The 12530-nt window shown below is 42.6% G+C and carries 9 protein-coding genes; 3 read left to right on the top strand and 6 right to left on the bottom strand.

The genetic code is table 11. The features are described from left to right. Positions 1-62: 62 nt before the first annotated feature. The 5 genes from ACUNWA_RS01115 to rpsO all read right to left on the bottom strand — a co-directional run bounded on the left by ACUNWA_RS01115 (position 63) and on the right by rpsO (position 6156). Positions 63-701, bottom strand: coding sequence for a deoxynucleoside kinase (locus tag ACUNWA_RS01115; RefSeq protein WP_445590030.1), 639 nt, complete (start codon positions 699-701; stop codon positions 63-65). 93 nt (positions 702-794) lie between these two features. Next, positions 795-2900 carry a prolyl oligopeptidase family serine peptidase gene (locus ACUNWA_RS01110; protein WP_445590029.1) on the bottom strand — a complete coding sequence of 702 codons (2106 nt, stop codon included), beginning with the start codon at positions 2898-2900 and terminating at the stop codon, positions 795-797. Between the two features lie 60 nt (positions 2901-2960). Further along, positions 2961-3446 carry a hypothetical protein gene (locus tag ACUNWA_RS01105; RefSeq protein ID WP_445590028.1) on the bottom strand — a complete coding sequence of 162 codons (486 nt, stop codon included), beginning with the start codon at positions 3444-3446 and terminating at the stop codon, positions 2961-2963. Positions 3447-3497: 51 nt separating this feature from the next. Then, positions 3498-5780 (bottom strand): polyribonucleotide nucleotidyltransferase, encoded by a 2283-nt coding sequence (pnp, locus tag ACUNWA_RS01100; protein WP_445590027.1) that lies wholly within the window; start codon positions 5778-5780, stop codon positions 3498-3500. A gap of 106 nt (positions 5781-5886) precedes the next feature. Further along, positions 5887-6156, bottom strand: coding sequence for a 30S ribosomal protein S15 (rpsO, locus tag ACUNWA_RS01095; protein ID WP_445590026.1), 270 nt, complete (start codon positions 6154-6156; stop codon positions 5887-5889). Between the two features lie 255 nt (positions 6157-6411). Here rpsO and ACUNWA_RS01090 point away from each other — a divergent pair, with 255 nt between their 5' ends. Continuing rightward, positions 6412-7929, top strand: coding sequence for an alpha-L-fucosidase (locus ACUNWA_RS01090; protein ID WP_445590025.1), 1518 nt, complete (start codon positions 6412-6414; stop codon positions 7927-7929). 87 nt (positions 7930-8016) lie between these two features. On the opposite strand, the gene ACUNWA_RS01085 is transcribed toward ACUNWA_RS01090, so the two are convergent. Beyond that, positions 8017-9324 (bottom strand): DUF2851 family protein, encoded by a 1308-nt coding sequence (locus ACUNWA_RS01085; protein WP_445590024.1) that lies wholly within the window; start codon positions 9322-9324, stop codon positions 8017-8019. Between the two features lie 766 nt (positions 9325-10090). Between ACUNWA_RS01085 and ACUNWA_RS01080 the strand changes: the two genes are divergently transcribed. Together ACUNWA_RS01080 and ACUNWA_RS01075 are read left to right on the top strand one after the other, a co-directional pair. After that, positions 10091-11386 (top strand): Gfo/Idh/MocA family protein, encoded by a 1296-nt coding sequence (locus tag ACUNWA_RS01080; RefSeq protein ID WP_445590023.1) that lies wholly within the window; start codon positions 10091-10093, stop codon positions 11384-11386. 125 nt (positions 11387-11511) lie between these two features. Beyond that, positions 11512-12318 carry a ThuA domain-containing protein gene (locus ACUNWA_RS01075; RefSeq protein ID WP_445590022.1) on the top strand — a complete coding sequence of 269 codons (807 nt, stop codon included), beginning with the start codon at positions 11512-11514 and terminating at the stop codon, positions 12316-12318. The last annotated feature ends 212 nt before the right edge of the window (positions 12319-12530 follow it).

Below are 12530 nucleotides of genomic sequence, written 5' to 3'. Positions count from 1 at the left end.
TTCGGTACTTGTACACAAAAATAGCAATGTTTTAACGAAATAAAAGCATCTGACCTACTTTTTTAATCCACTAAAACCCTGTTAATCCCAGATGAATAGTCGGTTTCGAAAATGAGGGAAAGCAACTGCCTAAAATGACTTTCATCATGCACAAAATCAATATTATTGGTATCGACAACCAGAATCGGAAAATCATTTTGTTGCTTAAAGAACCGGAAATAACCTTGACCAATCTGCTCCAGATAAGCCGGGTCCATATTTTGCTCATAAGCTCGACCTCTTTTTTCAATATTACGGATCAGCTTTTCAACATCCGCATGCAAATAAACATAGAGATCCGGCTTCGGAAGTTTTTCATAAATAATATCAAAGAAGCGTTTATAGAGCATATATTCATCAGGCGAGAGCGTTGTTTGGGCAAAAATCAGGGATTTCATAAAGTAATAGTCTGAAACCAGAAAGGAGCTGAACAATTCAAACTCGCGAATATTTCGCTTCAGCTGATTGTATCGATCTGCTAAAAACGACATCTCCAAAGGGAAAGCGAACTTTTCACGGTCGTTGTAAAATTTAGGCAGAAAAGGGTTATCATCAAATCCTTCCAGCACCGTCCGTGCCTCGAACTCCTCAGCAATCTTATTAACGAGGGTGGTTTTCCCGGAGCCTATGTTTCCTTCTATAACTAAATAATTGATCTTCATATCAAAAAAAATCCCGGAAGCTTCATCACTTCCGGGACATAAAAGTACAATAATTTCTTGTCGATTAACAACTCTTAAACCAAGCTTCCAATACTACATTTTCATTCCAAGATGGTAAAATAGAAACGACCAAACATCAGTGTATTCATCAATAACCTTGGCGGTTGGTTTGCCAGCACCATGTCCGGCTTTGGTGTCAATCCGGATCAACGTAGGCATTGGTCCGGCATGCAAATCCTGCAAGCGGGCAATGTATTTAAAGGAATGCGCCGGCACTACGCGGTCGTCATGATCGGCTGTAGTTACCAACACAGCTGGATAATCCACGTCCTTCCGAATGTTGTGATAAGGTGAGTAAGCGTAGAGGTACTCAAACATCTCCTGACTGTCTTCGCTGGTTCCATAATCGCCAGCCCAAGCCCAACCAATGGTAAACTTATGGAAACGAAGCATGTCCATAACTCCTACGGCGGGCAGAGCCACCTGAAACAAGTCCGGACGCTGGTTAATAGCCACCCCCACAAGCAATCCTCCGTTCGAACCGCCCATCAACGCGAGCTTATCACTGGAAGTATAATTTTCAGCTATTAAATATTCGGCAGCCCCAATACAGTCGTCAAATACGTTCTGTTTATTGAGCCTGATCCCCGCCTGGTGCCAGTCTTCTCCATATTCCCCACCACCACGCAAGTTAGCGACCACATAAATACCACCATTGTCAACAAAAACCATTCGGGTGGTTGAGAACGACGGCGTCAGGCTAACATTGAATCCACCATAACCATAAAGCAAGGTTGGATTTGTTCCATCCAGTTTAATGCCTTTCTTATGAACAATAAACATGGGAACCCGTGTCCCCCCTTTCGATACAAAAAACTCTTGCTTAACGATAAAATCATCCGGATTAAACTTTACCTCAGGCCGATAAAACAGAGATGATTCCTGCGTTTCAAAGTCAAAACGATAAATCTCGCCGGGGGTGTTGAAGGATGAATAGCTGTAGAAAGCCTCCGGCTCATCTTTCTTTCCAGAAAAAGCACCAACACTTCCAATACCAGGAACTTCGATCTCAAAATCCAAGGCCCCATCGTAATCATACACTTCAACTACACTATGCGCATCTTTCATGTATTCGGCTACAATCCGGCCACCAACAAAACTGACTGATTGCAAAACCTCTTCTTTCTCTGGAATCGTTTCCACCCAATTTTCCTCTTCGGGTTGATTGATATTAATTTTAATCAACCGGTATTTGGGTGCTTGATAGTTGGTACGAACAAACAAATTGTCGCCCACATTACCCTGTACCTCAAACTCAAAATCCAACCGATCCATTAAGGAAATATAGTCAGCATTCTTCTGGGACAAATCCTTAACCGAAAGCGCATTCCCATGCGCAGCTTCACTAACAGAGATGAGTAGAAAACGCTTATCATCGGTAATTTCAGCGCCAAACATCCGCTTGGGTTTATCCTGATCCTCCATGATCAGCTGGTCGGCAGCCTGCGGAGTTCCCAACTGGTGATAGTAAATCTTTTGAAACTGGTTCGACTCAGACAATTCAGTTCCTTCTTGCGGCTGATCATAGGCACTGTAATAAAAACCATTGTTGTACCAGGCAAGGTCCGAGAACTTAACCCACTGAATAGAATCGTCGAGCAACTTGCCTGATTTAAGATCCTTCACGAAAATTTCATTCCAATCAGAACCGGACTTGGCCACCATGTAGACCAAGTGTTGCCCATCTTCCGAAAGTTCAATACCCGACAAGGCGATAGTTCCATCTTCGGAAAACGTATTGGGATCGAGAATAACTTCAGCTTCCTGATCCAAATATTCCGTCATGTATAAAACACTTTGATTTTGAAGCCCGTCATTCTTAAAAAAGAAATACTTACCCGCTCTTTTAAAAGGCGTTCCATGTTTGGGATAATCGAGCAAGTTGGTCAGTTGTCCTTTTATTTCTTCGCGATACGGAAGCGATTCAAGGTAACTAAAGGTCGATTTGTTTTGCGTTTCAACCCAGGCCGATGTTTCAGCCGAATTATCGTCTTCCAGCCAACGGTAAGGATCAGCTACTTCGGTGCCAAAATAGGTGTCTTTCACTGCTTCCTTTTTGGTCTCCGGATACTTTATTGTTTGCTTGTTGATACAGGAACTCATCGATACGACAACTAATAAGTATAAGATATTCTTCATCTTCGGATAATTTGGGTTGCAACTGCCAAAAACCTATCCGTATTCAACCCGTGGGAATAATTACAGCAACTTATTCATTGAGCGGATCCGTGCATCCTTCCGATTTCCAACGAATTGGCCCGCCAGCAGCCCAATAACAATGCCGGGAGTAAGAAAAAACCAGCGGTCGATAGATGGAAACAGCAGGCTAATAAGAAAACCGACAAGGCCCGCCACTGCAGTATAGGAAAAACTATACGAATAGGTATAAAAATAGGGAGGATAAAAACCGTGCTCTTTTTTCAAATGACGCGCCAGCTTGTCGATATGTTTGTCGTAACTCCGGCGTTCTCGGCCTACTTGAGTAACAGCCTGCCTGATGGTGTTCGCCTCCTTTTCAATTTCAGCCTTTAATTGACTGCAATGCGGACAGCTATCCGAGAACTCATCAATCTGGGTGAGCATCCGAAGGTATTCAGCAACTCGCATAAAGCGCAAATCACTTTCTTTGGTTCCTTTCAGCTCTTGCTCAATCTGAGCTGCTATTCTTTGACTCCATTCTGTCATAACAAAAGAAAAAAAATGCCCGACAAGCGGGCATCTATTTATAAAGTAGTGTTAGTCTCTATTCTCTCTTGGCGGCCGACGATCACCCCGATTGTCTCGGCTTCCTCTTCCGTCACGACGATCACCTCCTTCGCGACGATCACCACCATCGCGGCGTGGTGGACGACGATCGCCTCCACGGTCGCTGCGTTCGCGCTCAACATAGCCTTCCGGTTTTGGAAGTAACGCTTTGCGAGAAAGTTTCAGTTTGCCATCGCGGTCGATGTCCAGCAGTTTCACTTCTACTTCATCACCAACTTTCAAAGCATCTTCCACATTGGTCAAACGCTCCCAGGTAATTTCAGAAATATGAAGCAAACCTTCTTTGCCAGGCATGATTTCAACAAAAGCACCAAACGTAGTGATATTTTTGATCTTTCCTTTGTAGGTTTCACCTTTTTCAGGAAGAGCAATAATTCGTTTTACACGTTCTTTGGCTGCATCCATAGCTTCTTTGTTCAAGCCCGAAATTTCAACCCAACCAAAATTATCGCGTTCTTCGATCACGATCACGGTATTGGTTTCTTCCTGCATTTGCTGAATATTCTTACCTCCAGGGCCAATGATTGGTCCAATCATATCCTTCGGAATCTGAATGGTTTCAACGCGTGGCACGTTTGGTTTATATTCAACACGAGGCTCAGGAATTACTTCAAGGATTTTTCCAAGAATGTGCTGACGGCCTTCTTTCGCCTGATGCAAAGCTTGTGTCAGTACTTCATAAGATAGTCCGTCTACTTTGATATCCATTTGAGTAGCGGTAATCCCTTTTTCGGTTCCGGTTACTTTGAAGTCCATATCCCCCAAGTGATCTTCATCACCCAAGATGTCAGAAAGAACGGCAAATTTACCCGATTCCTTATCAGAGATTAATCCCATAGCGATACCCGAAACCGGACGTTTCATATTCATACCGGCATCCATCATACACATCGTTCCGGCACAAACAGTTGCCATTGACGATGATCCGTTTGATTCCAAGATATCGGAAACAACGCGCACCACGTAAGGGAAGTCCTGAGGAATCATGCGTTTCAGCGCACGGAAAGCCAGGTTACCATGACCAATTTCACGACGACCTAAGCCGCGTGGTGTTTTTGGTTCGCCCACACAGAAGGGGGGAAAGTTGTAATGCAACAGGAATTTCTCAGTTCCCTGGAAAGTCACATTATCAATCTTTTTAATATCCATTTTGGTACCCAACGTAATGGATGAAAGCGATTGGGTTTCACCACGAGTGAAGATGGCAGAACCATGCGCACCCGGCAAATAATCCACTTCACCCCAGATTGGGCGGATTTCGTCTGTTTTACGACCATCCAGACGAATACCTTCATCCAAAATCATGCGACGCATGGCTTCACCTTCCACTTTGTGGAAATAGCGACGGATTAGTTTTTCATCCTGAACAAGGTCCATTTCTTCGTTTTCGGCATTGGCTTCCAAATAAGCCACGACATAGTCATCCACGATTTTACCGAATGACTCAATACGAAGTTGTTTGTCTTTTATTTGCTGCTTAGCAACATCGTAACAAGCAGGGAACAAGTCAGCCTCTACTTTTGCTTTCAGTTCTTCGTTGTTCACTTCGTGACAATATTCACGCTTCACAACACCTACTTCAGCGGCTAATTCTTCCTGTATTTTACAATGAATTTTAATGGCATCGTGTGCAACCTTAATGGCCTCCAGCATCTCTTCTTCCGATACTTCATCCATTTCACCTTCAACCATCATGATGTTATCATAAGTGGCTGCCACCATAATATCGATATCAGCTTCAGCCAATTGAGCACTGCTTGGATTCACAATCATTTCACCAGCAACACGACCTACGCGCACTTCAGAGATTGGCGCTTCAAATGGCACATCAGAAACGGCAATAGCAGCAGAGGCTGCCAATCCGGCCAATGAATCGGCCATGACGTTTTCATCGTAGGAGATCAGACTGATCATCACTGCTGTTTCAGCGTGGTAATCAGCGGGAAAAAGAGGACGAAGAGCACGGTCAACCAAACGGGCAACCAAAATTTCATCGTCACTTGGGCGAGCTTCGCGTTTTAGAAATCCACCGGGAAAACGACCTGCAGCCGAAAATTTTTCGCGGTAATCAACCGATACGGGCATGAAGTCAACATCTTCTCTGGCTTCCTTTGCCGAAACCACCGTGGCCAGCAACATGGTGTCACCCATTCTAACGACAACTGCACCATCAGCTTGCTTTGCCAAACGACCGGTTTCAATCGTAATGGTCCGGCCATTGCCAAGGTCAATTGTTTTAATAATTTGATTCATAATCAATTTTTGAGATAAAATTTAACAATACGAACTAAGTCGAATGGTGGTGGGGATTTCAAAAATAAGAAAAGGCAATAAAACTATTGCCCTTTCGCTATAAAAATTATCGACGTAATTTCAATTCTTTAATAATCGCACGGTATCTCTCGATATCCTTATCTTTCAAGTAGTCAAGCAAGTTACGACGCTTACCTACCAAACGAACCAAGGCACGCTGTGTGCTATAGTCCTTTTTGTTTTTCTTCAGGTGTTCAGTGAGGTGAGAAATACGAAAAGAGAACAAAGCAATTTGTCCTTCAGCAGTACCGGTATCCTCTGCATTTTTACCAAACTTTTCAAAAAACTCTTTTTTCGTTTCAGAAGTTAAATACATTTTTTTCTTTTTAAATGGTGATACAATTCTTAAGCCGCTGCATCGCTTTCAATAACAACCGCTTAAAATTAATTTCAAAAAACTTCCGCAAAAGTAATGAATATTCTTTGATTTTCAATCTCAACCTTTGATTTTCCAGCTAAAAAAGTGCCTCATTTTGAATCCTTTGAAATATTTCCCCAAATTCAGCACAGGACAGCACAAATAAGCTATTCTTTTTATTAATTTTAACACAACTCATTAAACCTGAATACTATGATTTTTAAAACATCCAAATTGACGCCATGCATTGTGGCCACATTAAGCAAACCAAGCAAAACCGCCGGAATCAATCTGTTAATCGGACTCATGTTACTTGCGATCAGCTTTTCCGGCTGCACACAGCAAGTTCCTCCCCCTCCTGCCGCCGTGGGCCCCACTCCCACAGCCCGCCAACTCGAATGGCACAAACTGGAACAATATGCCTTTATCCATTTCACCACCAACACCTTTACCGGTAAGGAGTGGGGATTTGGCGATGAAAGCCCAACCGTTTTCAATCCCACCAATCTGGATCCCGAGCAATGGGCTAAAACAATCCAGGAAGCCGGGCTTAAAGGGATTATCCTAACCTGCAAGCATCATGACGGTTTTTGCCTGTGGCCCAGCGAGTACACAGAACACGACATTGCCAACAGTCCTTACAAAAATGGAAAAGGCAACGTAGTAGAAGAAGTTTACCAGGCTTGCAAAAAGTACGGATTAAAGTTTGGCGTGTACCTGTCACCTTGGGATCGCAATCATCCGGACTACGGCACTCCCGCCTATGTTGAATACTATCGGAACCAACTAAAAGAACTGTTTCACGCCTACGGACCGGTTTTCGAAATGTGGTTCGACGGAGCGAATGGCGGCGATGGCTATTATGGCGGGGCAAACGAGAAACGCAAAATTGAAGGAGCAACTTATTACGACTGGCCAACAACACTGAAAATGATTCGCGAAATTGAACCTGAAGTTATTTTCTTCAGCGATGCAGGTCCGGATATCCGCTGGTGTGGCAACGAGCGCGGCTTCGTTGGCGAAACCAACTGGAACACCATCAGTACGGACACCTTGTATGCCGGAAAACCGGGAATTACCGAACTGCTCAATCGCGGCTCAGAAGATGGAACAAACTGGGTACCCGCTGAAGTGGATGTCTCGATCCGCCCGGGCTGGTTTTACCATGCGCATGAAGACGACAAGGTTCGCTCAGCTGAAAACCTGTTTAAGATTTATCTGGAATCTGTCGGACGCGGTTCCAATTTACTCCTGAACCTGCCACCCGACCGACGCGGCCTGATTCATGAAAACGATGTGGCATCGCTGCGGAAGTGGAAAGCCATGCTGGATGAAGCTTTTGCCAACAACCTGGCGGCCAATGCTCCGGTAAAAGCATCGGCAACACGAGGAGAAGCTGCGGTTTATGGGGCACAAAACCTGACTGACAGCAAGCCTGAAACTTACTGGACAACGGACGACAATCAGCAAACAGCCGAACTGCTTGTAGAGCTGGGACAAGAGCAAACCATCAGTTACGTGCTATTGCAGGAATACATCCAACTGGGACAGCGGGTGAAAGCTTTTAGCCTGGAAGCCAACATCAACGGTACGTGGAAAAAGATTGGCGAGGCAACTACCATTGGCTACAAGCGTATTGTTCCGGTCGATGAGGTGAAAACAAGTCAGCTTCGCATCCGAATCCTCGATTCTAAAGCCTGTCCGGTTCTCTCAAACCTGGAAGTGTATTAATTCTACATTTAACACCTGCGAATGATCCCATTGTTCGCTAGAATAAATAAACGGACAAGCAGCCAGCAATAGGAATGAGCCAAATCCTCACAATCTTTGAGGATTTAGCTCATTCCCATTTTCAAGCGTATGGTTAATGAGCTTCACCCCCAAATGGCATTGCAGGCATTTCTTCGGTGTGCAATAGCTATTTTTCAATTGAATCAAAGCCTGGCTGTCAAAAGCAGAGCGAACCGATACCCCCAGTTCTTTCCAATTCGAAATAATGGAATTGTTCTCTGCCGGTAATTTCTCCAAAAACATCAAAGCCTTATCTTTTAACTGTTGCTGATTATGATATTCGCCATAGACAAACAAAAAAGGCACGACCGTATTGATTAAAATATTCTGAAAAGCAACATCGCCCAACACTTTGGGTCGTTTGCCCGAAGCTTTGTTGAAACGGTAATGAGTATCCCAATAATCAGACGCTTGAACCCGAAACAATTCGCGGATTTCACTCATATTATCTTTTTCCACCAAATTGGAAAACAAGGCGGAAGAGTGATGCACCAGGGCTGCAAACTGTGCCAGCCGAACAGTAGGAAAATTGACAGGACGCAGGCGCAGAAACTTCCAAAGATAGGCTTCAATAGGCTTTAACCGATATTTTTTATACAAAAATACGTATTCTTTCCGAAGTGACAGGAAATAGTCATCACCCAACAACTGCTCGTTTAACAAGCCGGCCGTTCCAAAAAGCAAAGCTTCAAGCTGAAACAGATCATTCTTGTGCTTCGCCAAAATTTGAATGGGTAAAGCCCTTGCCAACAGTTCGAACGGAAGAGCATTGGTTTTCAAGCCAAAGTTACGAGCCAAAAACTGGTAAAAGGTTTCGTTCCAGTCGTTCTTATTTTGCTGCAACTGATCAACAATGGCCTGTGTTTTTTGCTGCAATCGCTCCACCATCAAGCCATGAAACCGAATCTGCAAAGCCATAGGATCAGCTTCATGAAAACGATCGGCGCAAGCAATCCATCGGTCCGACTGCAACAACTTGTGATAATTTTCTTCCAAATGAACCGGATAATGGAGTACCACCGCAGGAACGACTTCGCCCCCTGTTGTTTTCACCTCAGCATCGTTTTCACGCACCACATGCAACACCACATTATCATAGGCCGCATCCTGCTCATGCTGGTGTACGTACCAGTCCGACGCTTTTTGATGAATCTCGACATTGCCAGCCCAGGTGGTATCACCAATCTTAATGCGGGAATTGAAAAAGTCGGGGCCCGCATCGGTATTGGACTGTCCGGGATGAACCACCTCAACCACTTCCCCGTCTTCGGTTTTCAGGCTAGTTGCATTAAACAGTCGGTGTTTCCATACAAACTGAAGAAATACCTCGTTCATAATGACTTATTTTCCATTAAAGTTATGGAAAATATCAGTTGATGGCAGCCTGTTGTACAAAACAAAAAAGTGGTCAATTATCCCATAATGCCACTTGGCTTTGCCGGAATAAAGTCCTGACTTTCTCCTATATTTCTATTAGTTCACTAGTAGCAATGATTCAGAAAGAAGAAAAACTCAAACGCATGAAACAGATCAAACAATTAATCCTTTTGTTCCAACAAGAAATTGGAAATAAATCCATTGTCTGGTAGCTTCAGGTCAGTCAAGAAAAAGCAAAAGCCTGGTCGCAAAACATTAAAAAGTCAAGGCTTCACTCCGCCTCCTTATAGTTACATGGATCGGGCTTGCCTTAGAATACAAGTATTTGTGAGCAGATAGGGAGTATATCTTAACAGATTCTTTTTACAAGTGCGTATTACAAAAAATACAATAATTAGAAACATCATTATCATCAATGATCAGATAACGTTGTTTCTTGTTACATTTAAGTACGGTGTTCGAAACAGTACGTTAGTGTTCGTTATGTTGTTAAACATTTGCAATGCAGATAAATATCTATATATTTGAACCAGAACAGAGCAGAACATAACGGACATTGATGCGGAACGATGTTGTATTTCTTTGTTACAATTTCACTTAAAGTAGATATAATTGATATTGAATAGATTGCAAACATTTGTTATGACGCTCAAAAAGAGCAACAGTAATCTACTCAAGCAATAAACTATAGAATAGATCTTACAAATGAATTAAAAATTTCAAAATGAGTAATTTTTCAAGAAGAAGATTTCTTCAAAACTCGTTGGTTGGTGCAGCTGGTGTAACTTTGCTGCCTTATACCAAAAGTTTTGGAATGGGAGCCAATGACACGATCCGAATTGGATTTATCGGTCTTGGCCAGCAAGCGATGAACCTGTTGAATGGTTTCAGCAGAATAAAAGGTGTTAAAATTGTTGCAGGTGCCGATGTCTACGGAATCAAAAGAGAGCGTTTTAAATTGAAAGTTAACGAGTTTTATAACGCAAGAAATACGAAAGTTGAAGTAGAAACATACAAAGATTACAGAAAAATAATTGACAGAAAAGATATTGATGCTGTTGTAATAGCAACGCCCGACCATTGGCATGCACTTATTGCTATTGATGCCTGTAATGCAGGAAAAGATATCTACCAAGAGAAACCAATTACTTATACCATCAAGGAAAGTATTAAGGTTGCAGCTGCTGTTCGCCGAAATAATATAATTTTTGCTACCGGGAGCCAACAACGTTCTGATAGCAATTACCAACATGCTGTAAATATGGTTCATCGCGAAGAATTTGGTAAGTTGACGAAAGTGAATGCTTTCGTAGGTCCAGGTCCATCCATTTACGATTTACCAGAAGAACAAATTCCTGCAGATTTGGATTGGAAACAATGGCTAGGTCCCATGCCATCTGTTCATTACAATTCAGCATTAAATCCTCCAATAACAATTAATCCACCGACAAAAGAAACTTTTTGGGCCCGATGGCGCTACTACAAGGGACTTGGCGGCGGTTTTACATGCGACTGGGGTGCACATAATTTCGACATTGGCCAGTGGGGATTGAAAAAAGATCACAGTGGACCTGTAGAAGTTATTCCTCCGGGTTACAAAGACACTAAATATCTTACTTATGTATACGACAATGGTATTACCATGACCAACGAAGCGTATGATGACAAAGAAACACGTGGAGTAAAATTCTGGGGTGAAGATGGCTGGATCGAAGTTAGCCGCGGTAGTATAGCCGCTTCCGATCCATCGCTGTTGCCCGAAAAGCGTGAAGTAGAAGCTGGCTTGTATGAAAAAAGTCCAGGACACCTAGAAAACTTCATTGATGCTGTTAGGGCTAGGATTGACCCAATCGTTCCGGTTGAAATTGGACAAAGAACAGCTACTTGCAGTATACTTGGAAACATTGCCTATGAATTAAAACGACCAGTTGCCTGGTCTCCTGAAAAACAGTATTTCATAAATGATCCGGAAGCTGAAAAGTTCTATCACCGTGAATACGAAAACGGGTATAAACTATAGTACAATATTTGATTCTTAGATTGGTAGATGTTAATTAGTAGTTTTAGTTTAATCCCAGTGAATTACAATTCACTGGGATTTTAACTATCTCAAAATTCGACTTCGTAATAACTAAATTTAAATAGATGAAATCTTTATCGAGAAGAAATTTCGTAAAATCAACGATAGCAGCCGGAACAGGAGCATTGTTAGTTCCCAATGCCGTCTTGGCGACATCAAAACAAAAAGAACAACCTTCATTAAAAGGGAAAAAAGTACTGTATGTCTATGGTGGATGGAAAGGACACGAACCAACTGAATCGGTTGAAGTGTTTGTTCCCTGGTTAAGATCAGAAGGTGCTGAAGTAACGGTCTCTGATACACTCGACTCTTATCTGAATGAAAAGCTAATGAATTCGCTCGATCTGATCATCCAAATGTGGACGATGGGCGAAATTACAAAAGAACAGGAAAAAGCCTTGTTGGCAGCTGTCAAAAGAGGCGTTGGCTTTACTGGATGGCACGGTGGAATTGGCGACTCGTTCCGCAATAATGTAGAATACCAGTTTATGGTTGGCGGGCAATGGGTAGCACACCCTGGCGGAGTTCTCGACTATTCGGTTGAGATAACAAACCACAAAGATCCAATTACCAAAGGATTGAAGGATTTTTCAATGCACTCAGAACAATACTATATGCATATAGATCCAAATGTAAATGTACTTGCGATCACTGAATTTTCGGGCGACAATACATCATGGATTGACAAATGTGTTATTCCTGTGATTTGGAAAAAATATTTTGGCAAGGGGCGTATATTCTACTCATCGTTAGGACACGTAATGTCCGACTTCAAGGGCGAACCACTGGAAATACAAAAACGCGGAATACGTTGGGCTGCAGAAAGTAAGTATCATCCTAAAGAAAAATGGGTAAATCCGGTTTATCGGTAAAATTACATTCAAAAAATATCAAACTTACAGCATATTGATACTAATTACTATGCTAGATAAACACCGCATTATCTCATGAACTGAGTAAAAGAAAATACCGGGAGATAACCCTCGGTATTTTAGACTTTACACAGTTTATGAGATAGTGCTTATTTTTTGTTTAAATTTCAAGTTTCACACCATAGCAAAAGCTAAGATCCGAAAAGCACAAA

It is taken from the genome of Sunxiuqinia sp. sy24 (assembly GCF_052677165.1).
Note: the sequence above shows the minus strand (reverse complement) of the source record. Positions and strands in the feature narration are given on the sequence as shown.

Excerpts from the sequence above, each read along its gene's own strand:
- ACUNWA_RS01110 (WP_445590029.1), bottom strand. The coding sequence starts at position 2,900 with ATGAAGAATATCTTATACTTATTAGTTGTCGTATCGATGAGTTCCTGT.
- ACUNWA_RS01105 (WP_445590028.1), bottom strand. The coding sequence starts at position 3,446 with ATGACAGAATGGAGTCAAAGAATAGCAGCTCAGATTGAGCAAGAGCTG.
- ACUNWA_RS01080 (WP_445590023.1), top strand. The coding sequence starts at position 10,091 with ATGAGTAATTTTTCAAGAAGAAGATTTCTTCAAAACTCGTTGGTTGGT.
- rpsO (WP_445590026.1), bottom strand. The coding sequence starts at position 6,156 with ATGTATTTAACTTCTGAAACGAAAAAAGAGTTTTTTGAAAAGTTTGGT.
- ACUNWA_RS01090 (WP_445590025.1), top strand. The coding sequence starts at position 6,412 with ATGATTTTTAAAACATCCAAATTGACGCCATGCATTGTGGCCACATTA.
- ACUNWA_RS01085 (WP_445590024.1), bottom strand. The coding sequence starts at position 9,324 with ATGAACGAGGTATTTCTTCAGTTTGTATGGAAACACCGACTGTTTAAT.
- ACUNWA_RS01115 (WP_445590030.1), bottom strand. The coding sequence starts at position 701 with ATGAAGATCAATTATTTAGTTATAGAAGGAAACATAGGCTCCGGGAAA.
- pnp (WP_445590027.1), bottom strand. The coding sequence starts at position 5,780 with ATGAATCAAATTATTAAAACAATTGACCTTGGCAATGGCCGGACCATT.
- ACUNWA_RS01075 (WP_445590022.1), top strand. The coding sequence starts at position 11,512 with ATGAAATCTTTATCGAGAAGAAATTTCGTAAAATCAACGATAGCAGCC.